We start from the raw sequence: 21,375 nt of genomic DNA, 5'->3' as shown, positions 1-21,375 counted from the left end.
TCGAGCTTAAACGCTTACCAAATCGATTCAAGCTTGCCTTCACCCCAACCAATCAGCGCTCCGTTGGCAAAAACCAGCGGTGTGCATTCGTCTTTGGTTGTAATACCGTCGCCTTTCACGCGCTGCGTGCGGTAGTACAAAACACGATACTCCACGTCACCGTTGTTCATTCGCTCGTCGAAATCGGGCGTTCCCATTTTATTCAGCACCACCGCCGGCGAACTGCCTAAATCTAAGTTAGCAATAGCCGTTCTATTGCTTTCTTCACGTTGCTCAGTGGTACTTTGGTTTTCAACCCGTTTGTCGCCGTCAACCACAACAATACAACCCGTGAGCAAACTTAAAGACAATACACCCGCGCTAACAAGAGCCAATTTCTTCATTTGTTATTTTCCTTTTGGTCACATTAAAAAGTACACCGCGAATAAAGCAATTTGCTTGCCAACTTGAATACCCTATTAAATACAGCCACTTGCAAAAAAACCAAAATACATTAGTGGTTCTTTTCGCTAATCTTTCGTGTGTTTGGCGAATTTACCCGCTTTCATTTACCCCCTTTTGTTTAACCGTTACACTAACGGCGCTTTCTTCCTGTTACAGCGAGTATTTCTGTGCATTACCTTATTCTTGTTACTGTGCTTTGGGCCTTTAGCTTTTCCCTCATTGGTGAGTTACTGGCACCAAGCGTCGACGCCTATGTAGCCGTATTTATTCGCATGCTGTTGGCGTTTCTGCTCCTTGCCCCCATGCTTCGTTTAAGCCAGCACACCCGCAAATTGCAGTGGCAACTCATGGCCATTGGCGCCGTGCAAATTGGCATTATGTACTTACTGCTTTACCACGCCTTCCTGTATATCTCCGTGGCCGAAGTATTGTTGTTCACCATTTTTACGCCACTTTACATAACCTTAATCGACGAATGGCTACTGAACCGCAAACCCCTACCTAAACGCTGGTGGCTAGCCGCAGGGCTGTCGGTAGTGGGTGCCGGCATTATTCGTTACCAAGGCGTGAGCACTGAATTTTTAACGGGTTTCTTACTTATTCAAGGCGCTAACCTCTGCTTTGCCCTCGGCCAAGTGGCCTATAAACGTATTGCACCTAACCACACTACAACACAAATTCAGCATTACGCGCTGTTTTTCTTAGGCGCATTATTCATCAGCGGGCTTGCCATGTTGTTGTTTGGCAATATGAGCAGGCTACCCACAACGGCGACCCATTGGGCGGTGTTAGTTTGGCTTGGCCTTGGTGCTTCCGGAGCTGGCTATTTGGTGTGGAGCCTCGCCAGCAAAAAAGTGAACATCGGCCAACTGGCCACCATGAACAACGCCCTTATACCCGCGGGGCTTTTGGTCAATTACCTGCTGTGGGGGCAAAATGTGCAGTGGGGTTCACTCTTATTGGGCGGTAGCGTTATTCTTTTTGCCGTTTGGTTGTGTCAGCCGCAAAAAAGCACCGCATAAATAAAACTGCGTGTTGCGCCGTTCTAGGTTAGAATGGCGCCTTCGAATTCATATCGCTATTGAGTTGTACACCTATACATGACTTTTTCAGAACTCGGGCTATGCCCTGAAATTCTTACCGCACTCACTCGCCAAGGTTACACCGAACCCACCCCTATTCAAGCGCAAGCTATTCCTGCTGTACTGGCAGGTAACGACGTAATGGCAGCAGCGCAAACGGGCACGGGTAAAACCGCGGGCTTTACTTTACCTATTTTAGAAATGATCAAAGGCGGCGAGCGAGCCAAAGCGAATACTGCGCGGGTACTTATTCTCACCCCTACGCGCGAACTTGCCGCCCAAGTTGGCGAAAGTGTGGCTACCTATGGCGCTAACTTACCCATGAATTACGCCGTAGTATTTGGTGGGGTGAAAATTAACCCGCAAATGATGAAGCTCCGCAAAGGCGTTGACATTCTCGTTGCCACACCGGGCCGCTTACTCGACTTATACCAACAAAATGCCGTGCGTTTCCCTAATCTCGACCTGTTAGTGCTCGACGAAGCCGACCGTATGCTCGACATGGGTTTTATTCACGACATAAAAAAAATCATTAAGCTATTGCCCGCTAAACGGCAAACCTTAATGTTCTCGGCTACCTTTTCTAACGACATTCGCACCCTTGCCAAAAGCTTGGTGAATAACCCAGTGGAAATTTCTGTCGCACCGCCAAATGCAACAGCAGAGCGAATTGAGCAGGTCATGTACGCGGCAGAGAAGAACCACAAACCACGCATGCTTATGCAAATTTTACGCGAACTCAACTTACCGCAAGTTATTGTATTTTCGCGTACCAAACACGGTGCAAACCGTTTGGTAAAACAGCTCGACAGCGACGGCTTTTTGGCGGCAGCCATTCACGGCAACAAAAGCCAGGGTGCACGCACCAAAGCACTCGCAGACTTTAAAGCCGGTAAAGTACAAGTATTGGTCGCCACCGACATTGCCGCACGCGGGCTCGACATCGACAAACTACCCTATGTAATAAACTACGACTTACCGCAAGTTGCAGAAGACTATGTACATCGTATTGGTCGTACGGGGCGCGCCGGCCAAGTAGGCCATGCCATTTCACTGGTTATGGACGAAGAGTTCAAAACCTTAAAAGCCATAGAGCGGTTAATTGGCCAAGCCATTGAACGCAAAGAGCTCGCAGGTTTTGCTCCGGTAGAACTCACCGGTAAAACGCCACCACCACCTCGGGGTGGGCAACGGCCACCGCGCCGCCCACGGCGTTAATACGTTTTTTTAGCAAAGAAAAAAGCTAACCAAAGGCGCGGCCATAGCGGCCGCTCATTTGGTTGAGCAGTTGCTTGGCATACTTAGATCCTTTCTTCGCCGCACTTTTCTGTTTTGATGTCGCGAAAGCACTTCTCTAATGTACGCTCTAAATAATTGAAATCGAACAGACTGTAGCTTCTTTCAAACGCTAGCTTCGCGGTGAACTCAAGCGCCGGTTCATAGTGTTTTGCCAAGCTTTTTTCTAACCAAAACTGTAAATCTGCTACCGTAAAGTCGGGCTTTCGCAAGCGGTCTTTTAAGTTACTGTGAATTTGTTGGGCTATACGCAAACACTTTTCCGCGTCGCCCCAAAATGCAGCCGCCACTATAGAGTCGATAACCGCCGTGGTGGAAGGCTCATAGCCATAGTGGCGGGCGAGATCCTCGTCGTTGAGCAATGCCAAACACAAGCGGTGCAAGCCAATTAACGCTTCTTGTTTGTCGTGCCCGGTCAAGGTTACGGTATGGCGAAAGCCCTGCTCTTCATCAAAGCCTACATGCACGCCCAAATTACCCAGTGTTCTTAGGTTGTGGGCAATAGTAATGGTTTCGGCATTTACATAACGCCACTTTTCCATGCGGTTGAGCTTTTCGAACAGCGACTCTTCAAGGGCAAGCGCGTGCGAGTGAATATAGTCAATCTCATGCGCCCAAATTTCTAAAAACTGACGAATTTTGAGTACAAACACTGAATGATCAATAGACGCGTAGCGCTCCGCGTCAGTCGCCAATTCAAACAGTTGTGGGTATTTTCCTTTAATAAATTCGAAAGATGTCATGCTTGCGCCCTCCTCAGCTTTTTTCTAATTCTATGTGTGGTAACCGACAACGCCTGTCGCGCCGTTATTTTATTTTGGGTAACGACACGATTCGTCGGTTAAATCCGTTAAAGTAAGCACCATTGAAAAATAGCACAGTAAACGGGCGCATTATGAAAATTCTTCACACCTCCGACTGGCACCTAGGCCGCATTTTTAATCAGCAGTCACTACTCGACGACCAAGCCTATATTTTGCAAGAAATTATTCAGCAGGCGGTAAACCACCAAGTAAGCGCCGTTATTGTGGCCGGCGATATTTACGACCGCGCCCTACCGCCCGCAGACGCCGTTGCTTTACTCGACCGCACACTCAACACCCTTATTGGCGAGCATAATATTCCGGTGATTATGATTTCTGGCAATCACGACGGCGCGCAGCGCCTTGGTTTTGGCTCCAGCCTGCTGAAGCACAGTGGTTTGCACCTATTCACCTCCTTCGACCAACTGCTTGAACCCGTTATTCTTTCAGAGGCTGAAGGCTCCGACCTTGTTATCTGGGGAATACCTTATTGTGATCCTGAGCATGTGAACCAGTATTACAAGGTTAAAACAACCGACCACCAAAGCGCACAAGAGCATGTTACCCAGCTCTTGCACGAGCACATTGCCCGCCACTACCCGCACTCCGCCACCCATGTGGTAATCAGCCATAGTTTTATTGCCGGCGCGAGTGTAAGTGATTCTGAACGTTCACTCAGCATTGGCGGCGCCGAATGCGTGAGCGCCGATTTATTCAAAGACTTTCACTACACCGCCCTCGGCCATTTGCACCAGGCTCAACACCGTAGTTACTCGCATGTTCGCTACAGCGGCTCGCCACTGAAATACAGCTTTTCCGAGGTAAACCACAACAAAGGGGTGAGCATTGTTTCTTTTCATGCCGACCAAAGCTGCAACATTGAACATGTGCCGCTAGAGCCGAAACGCAACGTGCGCATTATTGAAGGTGAACTGGCCGACTTGCTCGCGCAAGGCAAAAAAGATCCAAACAACCACGACTACGTGCAAGTAAAACTCACCAACAAAGAAGCGCTGCTCGACCCCATGGCGTCGCTGCGTGAGGTATACCCCAACATTCTCGACTTGGTGAAAGTGCGTAACAACGAAGGCAGCACAAACTCGGAACGTAGTAGAGCACAACTGGCGCGCTCAGAAATGGACATAATTAACGACTTTTATCACGCCATGAACAATGAACATTTAACCGACGAGCAACGGCAAATCCTGCAAAACGTGTTAACCGAGTTAAACAATACCGACACCGAACGCAGCAGTAAACGCGCATAGGAACCACAAATGAAACCGATTTATCTTGCTATGACCGCTTTTGGCCCTTTTGCAAACGAACAAAAGGTCGATTTTACTGCGCTCGGCGAAAACCCGCTGTTTCTTATTAACGGGCCCACCGGTGCGGGCAAAACCACCCTGCTCGACGCCATGACTTTCGCTCTATTTGGCAGTACCACCGGCGACCGCAGCGGGCAAAACATGCGTTGCGACCACGCGTCGAGCGTAACTGAAACCGAAGTAGTGTTTATTTTTAGTTACGGCGAACACACCTACCGGCTTGAGCGTAAACCCACTCAAACCGTACAGGCCAAACGGGGCAGCGGCGAAACCACACGGCAAGCCACAGCCTTGTTGTATCGTCTCACGCCGAGCACAGAAAGCGCGGCGCAAAACTGGGAAACCGCAGAATTACTGGGCAATAAAGTAGGCGACGTGAGCAAACAAGTTGAGGCATTACTTGGCCTTAACCTTGATCAATTTCGCCAGGTTGTGGTGTTGCCGCAAGGCCGTTTTCGCGAGTTATTGGTGGCCAAGGCGGCTGATCGTGAGGCGGTACTCGAAAGCCTATTTCAAACACAGCGCTTCAAGCGCATTGAAGAGGCCGTAGCGCAGCGGGCGCAGCAAATTAAGCAAGACTACAGTGCACTCAATAAAGAGTTACACCAAAAGCTTGCCGACATGAGCCAGCCCAGTATCGAAGCTGCAGTTTGTGCATTAGCACAGCAAGAGCAGCCGTTAGCCGCAGCTAAAGCCGCCCATGCACAGGCGCGTGCCGTGCTTGAACAGGCACAAACGCAATACACCAAAGCCGAAGCCCTTGCCAAGCGCTTTAGCGAGCTTGCTGCCTACCAAGCCATTAAACAGTCGCTTGATCAGCAACAAGAGCCCATGCAGGCTATTCAACAGCAGCTAAAAAGCCACGCACAGGCATTGCATTTACAGCCCCTCTGGCAAGCACTTGAGGCAAGCACAAAGGCAGTACACACCCGCACCGCGTTGCATACGCAAGCATTAGAAAACGCCGAGCACGCCAATAACGAAGCGCAAAACGCGCAAGCGCAGGCACAGGCCGTAGCCGACTTCCCCGCGCAAATTGAGCAACTGAATTTACAAATTCCAGAGCTACAGAAGCAAGCACAAACCGTTGGCCAAATACAGCAACTGCTTACCCGTATTACCCAAAACCAACAGGCAGTAGAAAGCGCACAAAAAGCTCAATACACCGGCGAAAACACCCTACTACAGCTAAAAGCCGAACACAGCGCGGCAACCACCGCATTAACAGAACTGCGCGCCCGCATAAAACAACACCAAAACACCGAAGCGCAGCGACAAAAACTACAGAGCCAACAACAGCAGCTCCAACAGCTAGCACAGCTCGCCGCCAAGGTGACCGAGCAACAGCATGCACTTACCGCCACACAGCAACCGTTAGCTCAGGCAAAAAAAGACACCGAGCACGCACAAAGCCAGCGCGATAAACTATTCTTGCGTTGGTACCAAGAACAAGCACAAGCGCTCGCCCAGAAGTTACAACCCGGCCAAGCCTGCATGGTGTGCGGTAGCACCGAGCACCCCGCTCCCGCTCACCTAGAAGCGGAGCATGAACTGGTGAGCCAAGCGCAGCTTGATCAGGCCGAAAGCTACTTAAATGAAAAAAGAAACGCCGAACAAAAGGCACAAAATGCATTTAATTTAGCCGAACGCGAAGTTAAAAACGCCGAAATTGCACAGATCGAGTTCCGCCAATCGCTGGGCGAACTCGCCCACGTGAGCAGCGAACAATTACAAAGCGCACTTACGGAACTCACAGACGTTGAGCGCGCCCAGCACGCGGATCGCGAAGCAGAAGCCAGCACCGAAACTAAAATAACTGAACTCAATGCCCAAATAAGCGCTCAAGAGCAGCAATTGACTAGGCTCAGCGCCGAGCTAGCAACCGCTCAAACTGAACAAGCGCGCAACGAGAGTCAGCTCCATACACTCGACCCGCAAGGAGAGCTTCGCACGCTCTCGATCGAGCGCTTGCAGGCGGAAGCCCAGCAGCGAGAGCAACAACGTAACCAGCTCAAACAAGAGTTTGATCAGGCACAATTACAGCTAAAAACTGCAGAAACAAAGCAACAGCAAGCACAAACAATAGCAACGAACGCCAGCATTGAACTGAACAACGCCAAACAACAGCTCAGCGAGCATGAAAACGCCTGGCAACAAGCGCTTGCGGCTTCCTCGTTTGACGATCTTGATCATTTCCTCGCTGCACTCATTACGCCGCACCAAGCCGAACAACTACAACAGCAGTACGACGCCTATCGCAACAAAGTGGTCGAGGTAAACAGTAATATTAGAGCAGAACAAGAAGCCATTGGCGCGCAAGAACAACCCGACTTAACCCAATTAGCAGCGGCAACACAAAGCGCCGCAAGCGCCGAAAACAACGCCCATAACGAATGGCTAAGCCTCGACCGACGCTACAATGAACTGCAAAAGAGTATTCAAAACTACCAAAACCGCGCAGCCGAAAGCGCCAATCTAGAGCAGCGTTACGCTGTACTTGGCAATTTAGCCGACACCCTTTCAGGCACACGCACCGGTCGCATAAGCCTTAACCGCTTTGTGCTGTCTATTTTGCTCGACGATGTGCTACGCGAAGCCTCTTTACGGCTGGCACAAATGTCGCAACAACGGTATGAATTAGTGCGCCGTACCCATGGCGGCGACCAACGCCAACAAGGCGGCCTCGACCTCATGATCAGCGACAGTTACACCGGCAAGCAACGCGAAGTGAACACCCTCTCGGGCGGGGAAAGCTTTATGGCCGCACTCGCCCTCGCGCTCGGCTTATCCGACGTGGTGCAGCAGTACGCCGGCGGCATAAAAATAAACACGCTCTTTATTGACGAAGGTTTTGGCAGCCTCGACAGCGAAGCGCTCGACCTTGCCATCGACGTGCTCGCCAACTTACGTGCCAGCGGCCGCACCATAGGGATAATTTCGCACGTAAGTGAACTCAAACAACGTATAACCAAACGCATAGACGTAGTTCGCGGCCAAGGCGGCAGCCATTTACGCTAAATAGCGGCGCTCTTACAACCACAAAAAAACGCACCTCAGTTTCCTGTAGGTGCGTTTTTTGCGTCGTGCCTAAGCGTAGGGTTTACGCAGGAACGATATTCTCAGCCTGACGATAAAGCCTAAATTAATAGTGGTAACGGCAAGAAATGATTGTGATAGCACTATCATCAACCGCATAAACTAGCCTATTCGTATCATCTATTCGTCGCGACCAAAAACCAGATAAATTTTCTTTTAGTGGTTCAGGTTTACCTATGCCCTCGAAAGGAGAACGCTTAACATCCGTGATGAGTTTATTTATACGTTTAAGTGTTTTCTTGTCTTGCGTCTGCCAATAAACATAATCATTCCAAGATTCATCAGTCCAAGATAATAAACGACTACTCATCGATTAAATCTCTTTGGCTCACCTTACCCGCTTTAAACTGAGCAATTGAACGATGTAAGTGCTCAGCATTTGCCGGAGAACGAAGTAAATGAACCGTTTCCATTAAGCTATTGTAATAATCCAGTGACATAACAACGGCATCTTCAGAATCACGACGCGTGATCACGGTTGTATCTGCGTCATTAACAACAGCATCCAAAACGCTCTTCAAGCTATTTCTAGCTTCGGTAAAAGATACAATTCTCATAAAACCTCCACATGTACGTTTAATGAGACAAGTATATGACTAAAAAACCAACTTGTACAGCTAATGGAACATGCGAACTTGTGAGCGTCGCAGGGGTCGAAAACCCCGAATGACGCAGATTGTTAGCTGTTTCCAAGCATGAACGCACGAAGTTGCCGCTCCTCTCGCATGACATAGAGGACGAGAACCCGCTGCTCATCCTCACGATAAAAAATGCGACACGGTGGAACCACTACCTCCCTGTATACCGAATCCGGGAGCTCTGGAGGAATTCGCCCCGATTTGGGGAAATTTTCCAAACGCTCTGCCTTACCGAAAACTTCCTTAACGAGATCGCTTGCGGCAGCAGGATTGTCCAAAGCAATATACTCAGCAATAGCATCAAGTTCTTGGAGGGCTGGCTCTGTCCAGATTACTTCAGCCATTTACTCATTTTCTCTCTGGCCTCACTTTGGCTATACGTTCTTCCCTCAAGTACAGCACGCTCTCCCCGAGAGAGCCCCTCAAGCAGCTCAAGCCGACGCTGCATGAATTCATAATCTTGCACATCAACAAGGTATGCAGATGGCTGGCCATGCTCCGTAATCAATACGGGCTCTTTCGACAAGCGCAGATCTGCCAGAATCTTTGTAGCTTGGCGCTTGAGGTTCGTAACTAGCTCAACTTTCATGGGTTCACCCTGTTCTAAATTTCAAGTGACACTATAGTATCACTTTGGGTAAGGCAATTCCAGCTAACGCCGCTCTTTGCGGCTGTTTTGTAGCACCAGCGGAAAAGCAGTCCGACAACAGCGTCTTGTTACAACTTGTCTCAATTGTGGCATATTGCTACAATATAAGACAATCAACGTAGGAGGTACAAATGGCTACCAAGAGCATTCGCTTAGATCAAAACCTTATTGAAAAAGCCACCATTATAGCTAAAGCACTTAATAGAACCCCGCCCAAGCAAATAGAACATTGGGCAAAAATCGGCGAGATGATGGAAGACAACCCGGATTTACCCTACGAGTTTGTAAGGCAAGCCATCATCGCGCAAGCAGAGCGGGACGCCGGCAAGCTGGAGGCTTACGATTTTGGTTAAAGCCACCAGCGTATTACAAACCCCTACCTTCAAAAAAGCGGTGAAGAAGCTCAAGCCCAACCAGAAAAAAGACCTTGATTTGGCCGTTAAGGATCTAATGGCCAATCCCAACAGTGGTGAGCAGAAGAAAGGAGACCTGGCCTTTTTACGAGTCCATAAGTTCAAAATGAATAAGCAACTGACTCTGCTGGGTTACAGTTTTGATGATGGCGCTCTTGTCCTTGAGCTGATGGCTCTGGGATCACACGAAAACTTCTACCGCGACCTGAAGCGGAAGAAATGACGTTGTAACGCCCAGCGTAACCGGTCGGTTTTGGAGCGTCAGCAGAAATCCCGATCCGCGTTGACGCTGTGGTTAGGAGTTCAGCCTGCATAATACTTCAGCCTAATCCGGGTCACGCTTCCATCACCAAGTTCGAATATTGCCTGCTCAGTCTCGCCAGAGTATACCAATCTTTCTCGCTCTCTTTTCGTCGGCTCCCCCAAGGCCTCAATTACACGTTCTAGTGGCTGGCCAACCGCAACATCACGCTCCAAATTCCACTGGGAAGACTGAATATCCACCCGAATGATATGAAGCCTTTGGGGCTCACCAAATACGCGATACCGAACTTCCAGATCTCCTTGAAACTGAATAGTGCAATACGTCAAAAGACCATTCGCGTGGGGGTTCTCGACCTCATCACAGCTTTCATCACGAATCTCCCCGGTTGATCGAAGGCTCTTCTGGGAGGAGCGATCTAGGAATATCGGAGCACGGTGAATATAGCGATCTATCTCCTCCATTCGCTCAAACATTGCCTCTTGTTCCGATGTCAATTGAGCAAACACGAAAAAAGGCGCCACCGCAAAAAGAAATAGGGTCAGCTTCATCCGATACTCCTAACGCCGTTGTTAAGCCTTGTCTGTAGGCCACACCTTGGTTCCGATCTGTTTGAATTTTCCAATAGCCAGGGCACCCCGCTCATTTCGCGCTTTGGAGCCCGGAGCAAGGATTGCCTCTTGCACTGCGGGACGGTCGGCCTCCCACATTTCTATGACCTCAAAACTTTGGTCCAGCAAAACCAAAAGGACACTATCCCATTCATGATCGAGACGAATTGATCCGAGTCGTTGCCCGGGCCCTGGCTTCTCTGGCAGGCACCGACCTTTGATTTGGATCTTTCGGCCTGAACTATCGATAGCGTCGTAACCAGCCTGCCTTGCCTCCGCCAACTCCAAAGCAAGCAATTTGGCGGCGCTGAATTCAGCTATTTCGCCCGTGATCCCAAGTGGCTTACCCGTCAAATTTTTGAAGCGAACAGCAACGTCTTTGGCTGCCGCCAGAATTTCTTGCAACTCTTTATTCACGGAATTCCTTTTGGCTTAACGCCAGCCATAAGCGGCCGAGTGAAACGAGGTCCGGCGCACGAAGTGCGCGAACTTAATGGCTTTGTTACGCCGGATCTGCGTCAAAGCCCCGCCTCTACCATTCTCTTGATTTTCAGCGCCTTTTCAAAATGGTCGAGCTGGTGTGTCTCAATCCACCAGGTTGCAGCTTCCATTAGAAGCTCTGGGTCATCGTTTTTATTGGCAAAGAATGCATAAAATGATACTCCGACCGAATCACCTTTGAGAAGAATCTTCTTGGCGCAAACCTCAGCAATTTTCTTTCTAAGCTCGTATCTCATCTCTTTTCAACATTTCTCAAAGTTCTTTTACGCGTAACATTTGTATACTAAGCATGCGCGGTGTATCAAGAACCAAAAACGGCTTGTAGGGTCGATGAATACTGAGGATTTCATGAACGGCTCCCTGTGTTCGCGTGGTTCGAAACGCGCATGCTCGTTTGCATTCCCATGCTTGCTGATTATTTATTCGATAAAGTAGACCATAAACGGCTTTAGGCCATTGAGCAAGTTGATAGTGTGCAGTGCGTTGAGCTGATATGCGGCTGCTTGCAGCGTAGTACTGGCGCATTATTTTCATAAAAGTGATACTTCCCAGTCACCTTCAGCAAACCAAGCCTGCCCATTAAAAAACTTATGTGACTACTGTCTAGGTTCGCTTATACTTCTTATTAATACGCCCGACGCCTCTTCATTACTTCGGTAATGTACGCGTCGGCTCTCATTTTTCAGGTTCAGCTGTTCATCCGCTCGCTCACAAGGGATGACGCTTGTATATTTCTTCCTGATTGCTAAGCGGCTGTGGGCTTGTTAATTAAGCTTCGCAAACTCGATGATTGCGTTGTCGTCTGTAGCGGTTTGCATGCCTTGGTCGATAATGAACGCTAATGCTTCATTGAACGCGGTAACGTGGGTTTCTTCCGTTGGCGGCTCAACAGCGAACAGAATGTTTTCCTTTGCTTGTTCGGCGTTGTCGGCAAATCGGTGCAACCGATCCGCCCAATTTCGCGCGTGCTCATAAGCTAACAGTGGCGTTTTTTGGGCAGTTTAGAAGCTTAGGCCGATCGGTTGTGTCGCTTTAACGATAAAGACGTTGAACGACACAATTTGACGCCTGAGGATTTTAAGATAAAAGCCACATAACGGAGTTTATTATTCAATCCTGTAGGAGATAACCAGACCGAGAGAGTAATGTGAGTATTTCTTTCTTGGGCCACAGAGTGCCGCTCAGCAAGTGCTCCTGCATACAGAAACACTCACTAGGTTTACAGCACTACTACTTTGAAGCTCCGGGCAAAGTACTTTCATTCACCATGATAGCCAACTGAACCTTACCGAGCGGCTCCAAAATATTTAGCATACCTGACTTACTAGCCGGATCTTCGTCATACAAATACTCTCCTGATGTGGGTGCTGTTTTTCAGGAGATCAATTGGATGTACCTGATTTCTTCGGTTCGCCATCGTTAAGGGCTTGGAACTGGGTTATCGGCAGCATCACGCGTGGTAACCGTAGACGTTCGCTTTGACTCGTTAAGAACTCGCGCCAGTATGGCCATACGTGAAAACCACAGTTTTTAATCGCAAACTCTCGGAGTGCTTCTTCACTGACCAATTCTTTCATAAGATAACAGCCAACAATGACACACTCGATTCGAGCTATGACTTGTTGGTCTTTATCATCGTCGGTTTCATTCGAACGCTTTGGGCTTGAGAGCCATCGCACGCCTGCTTCGAAAGAAAAGCAAACCGCTTTTTGCTCCTGTAAATCTTTAAGTTCAAAAGCCTTAACACCAAACTTGTGCTCAATATCGAATTTTTGTTCATCGAAATTGAAAGAACGGTCTGTGACAACAGCATCAATCTTATCGATATAAACATCGTTTATTTTCAGATTAGCAATGGCGCTCTGGAGTTCTACACTTAACATTCTTTGCAGTCCTCCCAGCCAACATTCCCAAACGGTTTATTAGCCGCGTACTCGATTTGTGTTTGTGCTTCTGCTACTGACCTTTCCCCTGCTATAAGGACAAAAACCACTCTGGTTTCAATGTAACTTTCTCTACCAACTCAGTTTTAACACCAAGCTCCAACTCTTTCAGCTTATCGGCTAATTGCTCACCATCGATAAGATCAATCGGCGGCACACCGTCACGGTTGGCTTCCTCGATTGCGCCTTTGGTGAAGGTGCCGGTGGTGATGAACAAACCGCGATCTGAGCGCCCGACTGTGGCACCACGAAAATCGCGTATCTCGCCGGCCCCGACAGAGCCCCGGTACTTCTTGCATTGAAACGCGATATGGAAACTCATCAAAAAGTCCGCTTTATCGACTCTGAGCCTAACAATAAAACCTAACCAGTCCACGCATTCGAAAGCGCTTCCGCTTGCTGCATAACCAGTTCAACGGCCGCGGGTGTTTTGTCCGGTGGGTACTTATATTTTTGTAAGGTGCGGCGGACAAGAATACGTAATTGCGCGCGCACACTTTCGCGTACCTGCCAGTCGACGGTGGTGGAGGCGCGAAGTCGCTGAGTCAGCTCTACAGCAATGGCTTTTAAAATGTCGTCGCCCAACTCACGCACTGCGCTTTCGTTATTGGCGAGTGCATCGTAAAAAGCAACTTCGTCTGGGTTGAGCCCTAGGGCTTCATCACGGGCAAGTTCTTCTTGAAACTGTTTCGCCATCGCGATCAATTCTTCAATCACCTGTGCGGTTTCAATGCCGCGGTTGTTGTACTTGCGCAGCGTTTCTTGAAGACGTTCTGAGTACTTCTTTTCCTGCACCACGTTATTGCGTGTTTTGGCTTTAATGTTGTCTTGCAGCAGCTTTTCGAGAAGTTCTACCGCGAAGTTCTTATAAGGCATTTGCCGTACGTCTTCTAAAAACTCGTCGGAAAGCAAACTAATATCGGGCTTATCGAGGCCACACAGCGCGAAGACGTCAGCAACACCCTCTGCCAAAATTGCGTTATCCAGAATCTGCTTTAAGGCGCTATTCTTATTTTCCTCGCGCAGCTTTCTGTCGACCACAGTGTGTTCACTAATAGCCGACTTCACCATGGTCCAAAACGCGGCTTCTTTCTTGTACGGTTTTGCTTCATCAAGCGTAGAGCATAAGCTAAACGCTTTACTCATTGCCAACACCGCATTCAGGAATCGTTTCTTGCCGTCGGGCAAACGCACGACGTAGTTTGCTATTGGCATCACCAACGGCATCGGGTTTTCCGCGAAGCCACGGAAATCGATACCGGGATAGTCTGGCGTTTTAGCCAACATGCCGTGAATCACGTCGAGCTTTTCAAGGAAAATGGCATAGGCTTCTTCAGAGCTATGTGTCGGTTCGCCACGTCCCTTTGCGTCGGAGTAGGTTTTCAGCGCTTGTTTAAGTTCGTTGGCAATCCCAATGTAGTCCACCACTAATCCGCCAGGCTTGTCTTTAAACACACGGTTCACCCGCGCAATAGCCTGCATCAGGTTGTGCCCTTTCATCGGCTTGTCGATATACATGGTATGACACGCAGGCGCATCGAAGCCTGTTAGCCACATATCACGAACAATCACGAGTTTTAGCGGATCATTCACGTCTTTAAAGCGCTTTTCTAAGCGCTGTTTTACCTGCTTGCTGTAAATATGAGGCTGTAACAGCGACTTATCTGACGCAGAGCCCGTCATGACAATCTTAATCGCCCCTTTCTCCGGGTCTGGGTCGTGCCATTCTGGTCGTATTGCAACAATCTCGTTATACAAGTGCGCGCAAATCTCGCGACTCATAGCCACAATCATTGCTTTGCCTTCAAGAGTTTCTTGGCGAGTTTCAAAGTGGGCAATCAAGTCTTCTGCCACTTGCTTGAGCCGAGGCCCTGCCCCCACCAGTTTTTCGAGTCGGCTCCATTCGCCTTTAGTTTTTTCGCGCTGGCTAATATCTTCTTCGTCTTCAACCACTTCGTCGACTTGATCAGAAAGCTCTTCAATAAGCTCGCGGTTAATATCAAGCTTCGCCAAGCGCGATTCGTAGTAAATGGGAACGGTCGCGCCATCATCAATGGCGTCTTTAATATCGTAAATCGACACATAGTCGCCAAACACTGCGCGCGTGTCTTTGTCTTCACTGGCAATAGGCGTTCCGGTAAAGCCAATAAAAGAGGCATTCGGTAAGGCGTCGCGCATATGTTTAGCGTAACCGAATTTGTAAGTACCGTCTTTTTTCAACGTGGCGGTTAAACCGTATTGGCTTCGGTGCGCCTCGTCAGAAATGACCACAATGTTATGGCGATCATTCAGAATGGGGTGTCCCTGCTCGTTTTCGAGCAGGGCAAACTTTTGTACCGTCGTAAAAATAATGCCGCCCGACTCGCGCTCGGCCAGTAATTTTCGCAAGGTGTCTCGGTCTAACGCTTGCGCAGGCTCTTGTTTTAATAACTCTTTCGCCGCAGTAAAGGTGCCATATAACTGGCCGTCGAGATCGTTTCGATCTGTCACCACAATAAGCGTGGGGTTGTTCATTTCGGGTTGTTGCAGCAATTTACCCGCATAACAACACATGGAAATACTCTTCCCCGAGCCTTGCGTGTGCCACACCACCCCTGCTTTTTTACTTCCCGGTTTTACTTTATCAGCATAGGTTGCGCGTTTGTCTTCCAGGGTGAGGTCGTCACCGCGAGCCGCGATTACCGTGGCGCGCACAGCTTCACGAACCGCATGGAACTGGTGATAACCAGCGATTTTCTTAATTAAGCGGCCTGAATCGGATTCAAAAATCACGAAAAAGCGAATGTAATCGAGCAGCAATTCGCGATCAAAAAAACCACGCACCATGGTTTCTAATTGCCACTCGAAGAACGGTCGGTCGTCTTCATGTTTTACCGTACGCCAGGGCATAAAACGTTCTTGATTGGCTGTGAGGGAGCCCACCCGCGCATTAAACCCTTCGCTAATAACTAAGGCTTCGTTATAGGCAAACAGATCAGGAATTTCGTCTTTATAGGTTTGGATTTGATGAAACGCGTCCCAAATGCTCACATTCTCGCTATTTGGGCTTTTCAGTTCCAGTAGCGCAATGGGTAAGCCATTGACAAAACAAATCACATCAGGGCGTCGAGGCCGCTTTGTCCCTTCAATGGTAAATTGATTAATAGCGCGGAATCTATTCGCAACGATGTTATTAAAGTCGATAAGAAATGCGCGATCGTGAACCACTTTCTCGTCGCGCTTATATTCAACCGGCACGCCTTCCAATAACAAACGATGAAACGCACGGTTACTAACGACCGGATCTAAACTTTCAGGCTTCGCCACTAGAGCAACCACCTGTTCAAGCGCACTTTCCGGCAAATGAGGATTAATGCGAGCAAGCGCCGCTTCAAGATCAGAAAGCAACAACACTTGTTTATAGTCGGTACGCTCGGGTGTCGGGCCGTCGTGGGCGATATCCGGCCCATGCGCTATTTCCCAACCTCCTTCGGCAAACCAAGCCAAACATTGCTGTTCCAACTGATCTTCGGTCATTCCGTTAATCCTTTAAATTCAATTGGTTTAATTTAGCTTATTTGCTGAGCTGGGTAAAATATCTTCGGAGGCTAGGACGTTCATATTTGAAATTAAACATCGAATAGCGAAATCATTGACTCAAAGTTTGCAATTGCATGTTCGAAAGTAATCGTGTCTTCGTCGTCAGCATAAGACATCGCATCGACGAACTGTTGATATTCTTTTTCATACAGCTCATCTCTCTTTAGCTGTTCCACCGCAGATTTTAGAGATGGATAAAACTCAGCATTGGTATCGCGCCTACCGCTTTGTTGGTCGATGTTGAACGAGTCTATAGCAGTTTGAATAAATAAACTTTGCTCTTCTTTAAAGATAGGCGTTAAAGCAGAAAGATCGTGCAAATGCCGAACCATGGCCGGATCATCATTTTCGTGGTTACGATTTCGCCTTAATATTCGCCATGTCAACGCACTAAGCTTATCAGCAGCAGTTTCAATTGGAGATAAACACAAGATGCTCGTTTCCGGCGTGGCTTCTGTATATTTAGCAACCATCGACTGAATTGGCATGCGTTGAGGTTCGAGTTGTGGTTGAGTAAAGCTGAATTCAATTTCTAAATCACGGCGTAACGAGGAGTGAGGACTGTACTGCTTTGGATAGCTTAATGGAAACTTAATATAGTTACTCGCTTGAGCTACTTTTGTATCATCCAATCCAATGTGGTCGATGGTTTGAATACATTCGAGTACGCTTGAGCGATAAACGCTACGGGCTTTTTTATTTTGATTACCTGAACTTTTAACTCGGTAACGACAACGGAAGTCTAAATCCTCGGAGAAGCGTTGAATCAAACCGTATCCTTTTGAAAGACTTGTTCCCCCAGCAAATATAGTTTCAATCGAATCACTTTGGTGTTCAGCAATCGCTTTTAAAACTTGTACTGAATACCAGTCCTTTTCAACGAAAGCAGGGTCAATCGCCAACTCAGCTGCGATTTCATCAATAATTTCCGGCTTAAGATACATATTGATATTTTATCGACTTACCGTCATACGCCATTTTACGAGACACACGACCTTTAACAGCGATCACTCGTCCGGTCGGTACTTGCGTGCTTTGTCTACTGTTATAGCGTTCCAAATCACTGGCAGGTACCACCTTCACTTTCAATTTATCACGAAGTGCTTCAACGGCAAGTTCAGGTAACGGCTTAACCGGTATCAATTTGCCCGTTAATGATGAGCGCTTAGCTTTAGCGTAGAGCCCCTGGCCAAATTTGATCAAACATTCATCTTCTACAAGCTGGCGTAAAACGCGACCCACTTGATCGCGATCAGAGAGATCAAAGAAATCCTTCGGAGTAAACACAGTGTCTTTACTCCGGCTAATCCGGTATTTCACTCTACTTTTCAACGAATTTAGAGACACAGCAAAAATCCACAAATTTACGACACAAGATGACTCCAAATATACGACATTCGAGATAGGAATTCAATTTATAAAGACCTTTTATATCAATGAATAATAATCATTCGATAAGAATGGCCAAACCATATACGATAAACATCTCGAAAGACCACGGATAGTCAAAATATGTTGCTGTAACCTGATCAGGTTTTCGATTGCACTAGCTACTGCACTACCTTTAATATCCGTTTAATTTCGTCGTACACCCAACTCGTTACGTAGCGAGTATCTTTCAAAATACGTTTACGTTCTTGGTCGCTAAATTGCTCCCGAAGTAACCTGCGCTCATCATCACTTAACTCACCTTGACCAAGCCCTTTCACTGCTTGCACTAACTGGGCACTTTTATCGTATTTTAGCCCAGTATCCTTCAGCGTGCTTTTCACAAACTCTAATGTTTGATTCCCGATCACGTAGCGGGTTGAGCGCCCATCGGAATGGTAAACAAACCGGGTCGGCACCTGTGTCGATAAACCCAATAAGTTCAAAGCCGTATTTTCAGAGACTTGAATGGTCCACCCAAACTTTCGAGCAAGCGCCATGGCTACTTGATCCAGCTCGGGCGAAAGCTCTTGCTTCAGAAAAGTGCTGTATTTAGGAAAATCATAAAGCCCGCGAAGAACTCTGCGAATTCGCCCCGATCTTGCTAATCGGCTCAAGGCTTGATCGATCGAATCAGCGCTACCAAGATCCGAAAAGTCGATTCGAGAAAACGACCAGCCCCTACCTTTAGCATAAATGCGGGAAATTACTTTATTTTCAATACTTTCTGACACATGCTTAACCTTGAAATTGTCAGGAAAATGACGCCATATTCCTGACAGGATTTTAAGTAATTCTAGTTATAGCATTGGATTGAGGTTGTTGCTAGTCGATAGGCACGATGGTAACAGCACCACTATCGTCAACAAAAAAGAATGAGCTGTGACATTGATTGATGCTAGTTTCAGTTCTGATTACGTTGACTAGCGCGCGCTTTAGATTCAGACAATGAAGGAACCCGCCATTCAGCTCGCTGATCGTCGGTTACAGCCCCCACTTGAACCTCATACAAATGCCATTTACCTTCATCATCTACCGTAAATTGCGTGCCGTACCACTGAGGTTGCTCAAAGTACATTAATAAGCGATCCCATGAAGCGGCTTGCATCCACTTTGCACGTTCATACCCAAGCTGATTTGAGATTGTCGCAAAAGAATGGGCCAAACGTATCTCTTCAACACGCTCACCGTGCTGTAAAATCACCGCAGCATGAAAATAATCGAGCCCAGTTCTTATCTCCCCACGCGCAAGCATCGACAGCACCTCCGAGCGATTGCTCTCATCTAAAGCTTCGATTTCATCCCAGCTCATATTCGGATCGCGTCGGGCATTCTGGTCTGCTTCAAACAACCGTTGTAACTCAGAGTTATCCTCAGGCTCAGCACTCACCGCCACCGGCGTGAGTAAGAACGCTGTAAACATAAAAAATGCTAATAATCTGATGAGCATTTTCGTAACCTCTTAGTTATTGGGACTTGAGTTCTTAGAAGGCCAACGCCAGCGGTGAGGGGCATGCCGTAATGGTGGGAATTGTGTGCTATTGAAGCACACAATTAACCGCCGCGGAGGTATGTCCCTCTCAACCGCCATTGTTATACGCGACTATTCTCTACCTGAATAATGGTCATACCACGATGATACACGTAAAATCGCAAACGTCGCTGACAGGGCGGAAGAAAGTGCATAGATGAAAACAAAATAACCAAGAAATGCGCCCGCTATAGACAGACCACGAATGTACTCGTAATACTCTTTTACCAATACGCAATCCTTAGACAAAGGGAAGTTATAGGCATCTGCAAATATGGCCATGAAAATAGCTAATATCTGCAGAACTATGAAATGCACGAACGCGGAGCTAACCTCCATAAATGGCGATGGTTCACCATCATCTTCAGGGCCGCTTATAATCTTCCTGAACTTCTCATCACCAATGGCTAAAAACATCGCATAGCCACCCAGAGAGAAACCCAATACGTTAGGCATAATAGAAAGCACAATTTCCCACCACTCACCATTTAGCCAGTGAGGAAATAGAAAGATCGTAATTACTATTGATACATAGAAATACCCACTGGTAAAAAGAGCTTTGAACCCTCCATAGGATTTCCAGTACCTACTTATTACCCCGGCCTCTTGAACCATGACAATATCTCATCTTTAACTTCCATTGCTTTAAGAACAAACATATCGAACGGCGACTCAACATTTGGGTCATAATATAGCTTATCTATCCAAGGATGCTTTGAGGTTGAATAAAAAACAGGCTTTGACAATTCATCCTTTCCTTTAGCTGAGACCTCCCCGTTTTTCGCAGCTATATTTGTTAGGGTTTTAAGCTCCTCATCTAATTCAATAGATTCCCCTGGTATCGCCTTATATTCTTGCTTTTGTTCAGCGACTTTGAGCTTATTCATTCTCTTAAGAAACTTTCTCTCCGCATCGCTTTGGTCATCAGGATTTGGCCTGGTTATGTGTAAATCTAGCTTTTCTAGTTTTTTCATTCCCAATGCTTTGGATAATGCATCAACACATGGAACATGTGTAACTTCAATCTTTCCATATTTGTCGTTTATTTCCTGTTGGTTAAACAGGCGATCAACTAGTTTAGTTGCATTAGTAGGCCCTAATTTATTCCCATCGTAGTAACACTCATAGAATAGGAGATGGTCTTCAGGAAAAAATAGGTAACTGAATCTAGATGAGTTAGGTTTTAAGTTTTTAGGTATTTTCACCTCTCCCAACTCTTCTTCCTCCGCTTTATCATAAGTATCTATATTGAACCATTGACCATCGACTTTTATATTTGTGAATCGATATAAATCACCAGTAATTGGGCTTGTTTCACCTTTTTTCTTATCAAGGTAATTTACCGAGGTAAGCATTCCATATTTATCTGAATGTATATGCTGAATGTTGCGAAGGTTTTTTACCTCTTTGAATAGTTCCACATATTTGATTGGTGAATGCGGATGCATCGTAATATTGATTGCGCCTAACTCTAACTTCTTTTCTCTTGGCATTTAATTCTCCCCCTGAATTATTTCTCTAAAGCGTATAACGCCGCGTTGAGTGGTGAACAACGCGACCACCAAACCTAAACCATTGTGCCGTAAACACTAAACCTGTTACAAACCCAAAATGCCAAGCGTTGTGAATCCGTCTTAAACGCCTTGATACTCATTGAGCCTTCTCCCCAGTTTAGCCAACTTGGCTAAACTGGGAGGCGACCAAACCAAAAAGGAGAAGACCCAATGAACTTTTACAATAGCACTCATCAGCATTATTGTGGAATCGATTT

25 protein-coding genes are annotated in these 21,375 nt (G+C 47.3%); 6 read left to right on the top strand and 19 right to left on the bottom strand.

The window, feature by feature from the left end; genetic code table 11:
• Positions 1 to 14: 14 nt before the first annotated feature.
• Positions 15 to 383, bottom strand: coding sequence for a DUF3192 domain-containing protein (locus DQW12_RS00125; protein WP_113905692.1), 369 nt, complete (start codon positions 381 to 383; stop codon positions 15 to 17).
• Between the two features lie 228 nt (positions 384 to 611).
• On the opposite strand from DQW12_RS00125, the gene DQW12_RS00120 reads away from it, so the two are divergent.
• Together DQW12_RS00120 and DQW12_RS00115 are read left to right on the top strand one after the other, a co-directional pair.
• Positions 612 to 1,466, top strand: a complete 855-nt coding sequence (locus DQW12_RS00120; RefSeq protein ID WP_113905691.1) for an EamA family transporter — start codon at positions 612 to 614, stop codon at positions 1,464 to 1,466.
• 78 nt (positions 1,467 to 1,544) lie between these two features.
• The gene (locus tag DQW12_RS00115; RefSeq protein WP_113905690.1) at positions 1,545 to 2,744 is read left to right on the top strand and encodes a DEAD/DEAH box helicase; all 1,200 of its coding nucleotides are present in this window, start codon (positions 1,545 to 1,547) and stop codon (positions 2,742 to 2,744) included.
• 83 nt (positions 2,745 to 2,827) lie between these two features.
• On the opposite strand, the gene DQW12_RS00110 is transcribed toward DQW12_RS00115, so the two are convergent.
• Positions 2,828 to 3,565, bottom strand: coding sequence for a hypothetical protein (locus DQW12_RS00110; RefSeq protein WP_113905689.1), 738 nt, complete (start codon positions 3,563 to 3,565; stop codon positions 2,828 to 2,830).
• A gap of 152 nt (positions 3,566 to 3,717) precedes the next feature.
• Here DQW12_RS00110 and DQW12_RS00105 point away from each other — a divergent pair, with 152 nt between their 5' ends.
• Together DQW12_RS00105 and DQW12_RS00100 are read left to right on the top strand one after the other, a co-directional pair.
• Positions 3,718 to 4,893: an exonuclease SbcCD subunit D gene (locus tag DQW12_RS00105; RefSeq protein WP_113905688.1), complete on the top strand. Its 1,176-nt coding sequence runs from the start codon at positions 3,718 to 3,720 to the stop codon at positions 4,891 to 4,893.
• A 9-nt stretch (positions 4,894 to 4,902) separates the two neighbouring features.
• Entirely contained in the window at positions 4,903 to 7,971 is a 3,069-nt protein-coding gene (locus DQW12_RS00100) for an AAA family ATPase (protein ID WP_113905687.1), read from the top strand.
• A gap of 124 nt (positions 7,972 to 8,095) precedes the next feature.
• Here the strand turns inward: DQW12_RS00100 and DQW12_RS00095 are convergent, their stop codons facing one another.
• From DQW12_RS00095 to DQW12_RS00080, 4 genes are all read right to left on the bottom strand, one after another.
• Complete coding sequence (locus DQW12_RS00095; protein WP_010318499.1) at positions 8,096 to 8,359, bottom strand: Txe/YoeB family addiction module toxin; 264 nt, start codon at positions 8,357 to 8,359, stop codon at positions 8,096 to 8,098.
• On the bottom strand, positions 8,352 to 8,606 hold the full coding sequence (locus tag DQW12_RS00090; protein ID WP_009836585.1) for a type II toxin-antitoxin system Phd/YefM family antitoxin: 255 nt from the start codon (positions 8,604 to 8,606) through the stop codon (positions 8,352 to 8,354). The genes DQW12_RS00095 and DQW12_RS00090 overlap by 8 nt, the downstream gene beginning before the upstream one ends.
• 122 nt (positions 8,607 to 8,728) lie before the next feature.
• Entirely contained in the window at positions 8,729 to 9,031 is a 303-nt protein-coding gene (locus tag DQW12_RS00085) for a type II toxin-antitoxin system RelE/ParE family toxin (protein WP_113905686.1), read from the bottom strand.
• The gene (locus DQW12_RS00080; RefSeq protein WP_100689219.1) at positions 9,019 to 9,276 is read right to left on the bottom strand and encodes a type II toxin-antitoxin system Phd/YefM family antitoxin; all 258 of its coding nucleotides are present in this window, start codon (positions 9,274 to 9,276) and stop codon (positions 9,019 to 9,021) included. The genes DQW12_RS00085 and DQW12_RS00080 overlap by 13 nt, the downstream gene beginning before the upstream one ends.
• A 191-nt stretch (positions 9,277 to 9,467) precedes the next feature.
• Here DQW12_RS00080 and DQW12_RS00075 point away from each other — a divergent pair, with 191 nt between their 5' ends.
• Together DQW12_RS00075 and DQW12_RS00070 are read left to right on the top strand one after the other, a co-directional pair.
• Positions 9,468 to 9,689, top strand: a complete 222-nt coding sequence (locus DQW12_RS00075; RefSeq protein WP_113905685.1) for a TA system antitoxin ParD family protein — start codon at positions 9,468 to 9,470, stop codon at positions 9,687 to 9,689.
• A complete protein-coding gene (locus tag DQW12_RS00070; RefSeq protein ID WP_113905684.1) occupies positions 9,682 to 9,972 on the top strand; it encodes a type II toxin-antitoxin system RelE/ParE family toxin in 291 nt (96 codons plus the stop codon). The genes DQW12_RS00075 and DQW12_RS00070 overlap by 8 nt, the downstream gene beginning before the upstream one ends.
• A gap of 80 nt (positions 9,973 to 10,052) precedes the next feature.
• On the opposite strand, the gene DQW12_RS00065 is transcribed toward DQW12_RS00070, so the two are convergent.
• The 13 genes from DQW12_RS00065 to DQW12_RS00005 form a co-directional block, all read right to left on the bottom strand.
• Positions 10,053 to 10,562 carry a hypothetical protein gene (locus DQW12_RS00065; RefSeq protein ID WP_113905683.1) on the bottom strand — a complete coding sequence of 170 codons (510 nt, stop codon included), beginning with the start codon at positions 10,560 to 10,562 and terminating at the stop codon, positions 10,053 to 10,055.
• Positions 10,563 to 10,583: 21 nt separating this feature from the next.
• Entirely contained in the window at positions 10,584 to 11,039 is a 456-nt protein-coding gene (locus tag DQW12_RS00060) for a DUF6998 domain-containing protein (RefSeq protein WP_113905682.1), read from the bottom strand.
• A gap of 101 nt (positions 11,040 to 11,140) precedes the next feature.
• Positions 11,141 to 11,359 (bottom strand): DUF6500 family protein, encoded by a 219-nt coding sequence (locus DQW12_RS00055; protein WP_113905681.1) that lies wholly within the window; start codon positions 11,357 to 11,359, stop codon positions 11,141 to 11,143.
• A gap of 528 nt (positions 11,360 to 11,887) precedes the next feature.
• Entirely contained in the window at positions 11,888 to 12,067 is a 180-nt protein-coding gene (locus DQW12_RS00050) for a hypothetical protein (protein ID WP_113905680.1), read from the bottom strand.
• 438 nt (positions 12,068 to 12,505) lie between these two features.
• A complete protein-coding gene (locus DQW12_RS00045) occupies positions 12,506 to 13,006 on the bottom strand; it encodes a hypothetical protein (RefSeq protein ID WP_113905679.1) in 501 nt (166 codons plus the stop codon).
• 91 nt (positions 13,007 to 13,097) lie between these two features.
• Positions 13,098 to 13,442: a restriction endonuclease gene (locus tag DQW12_RS00040; protein WP_232819848.1), complete on the bottom strand. Its 345-nt coding sequence runs from the start codon at positions 13,440 to 13,442 to the stop codon at positions 13,098 to 13,100.
• The gene (locus DQW12_RS00035) at positions 13,430 to 16,582 is read right to left on the bottom strand and encodes a type I restriction endonuclease subunit R (RefSeq protein WP_113905678.1); all 3,153 of its coding nucleotides are present in this window, start codon (positions 16,580 to 16,582) and stop codon (positions 13,430 to 13,432) included. The genes DQW12_RS00040 and DQW12_RS00035 overlap by 13 nt, the downstream gene beginning before the upstream one ends.
• 92 nt (positions 16,583 to 16,674) lie before the next feature.
• The gene (locus tag DQW12_RS00030; protein ID WP_113905677.1) at positions 16,675 to 17,589 is read right to left on the bottom strand and encodes a nucleotidyl transferase AbiEii/AbiGii toxin family protein; all 915 of its coding nucleotides are present in this window, start codon (positions 17,587 to 17,589) and stop codon (positions 16,675 to 16,677) included.
• A complete protein-coding gene (locus tag DQW12_RS00025; RefSeq protein WP_269800904.1) occupies positions 17,579 to 17,965 on the bottom strand; it encodes a DUF6088 family protein in 387 nt (128 codons plus the stop codon). Before DQW12_RS00025 ends, DQW12_RS00030 begins: the two co-directional genes overlap by 11 nt.
• 230 nt (positions 17,966 to 18,195) lie before the next feature.
• Positions 18,196 to 18,807, bottom strand: a complete 612-nt coding sequence (locus tag DQW12_RS00020; protein WP_113905675.1) for a DUF6088 family protein — start codon at positions 18,805 to 18,807, stop codon at positions 18,196 to 18,198.
• Positions 18,808 to 18,977: 170 nt separating this feature from the next.
• Positions 18,978 to 19,523: a hypothetical protein gene (locus tag DQW12_RS00015; RefSeq protein WP_113905674.1), complete on the bottom strand. Its 546-nt coding sequence runs from the start codon at positions 19,521 to 19,523 to the stop codon at positions 18,978 to 18,980.
• 153 nt (positions 19,524 to 19,676) lie between these two features.
• Positions 19,677 to 20,219, bottom strand: coding sequence for a hypothetical protein (locus tag DQW12_RS00010; RefSeq protein WP_113905673.1), 543 nt, complete (start codon positions 20,217 to 20,219; stop codon positions 19,677 to 19,679).
• Positions 20,198 to 21,097: a DUF4747 family protein gene (locus tag DQW12_RS00005; protein WP_113905672.1), complete on the bottom strand. Its 900-nt coding sequence runs from the start codon at positions 21,095 to 21,097 to the stop codon at positions 20,198 to 20,200. The genes DQW12_RS00010 and DQW12_RS00005 overlap by 22 nt, the downstream gene beginning before the upstream one ends.
• Positions 21,098 to 21,375 lie beyond the last annotated feature (278 nt).

Origin of the sequence: Aliidiomarina celeris (assembly GCF_003316875.1) — a bacterium.
In the GTDB taxonomy this organism is placed as follows: domain Bacteria; phylum Pseudomonadota; class Gammaproteobacteria; order Enterobacterales; family Alteromonadaceae; genus Aliidiomarina; species Aliidiomarina celeris.
Note: the sequence above shows the minus strand (reverse complement) of the source record. Positions and strands in the feature narration are given on the sequence as shown.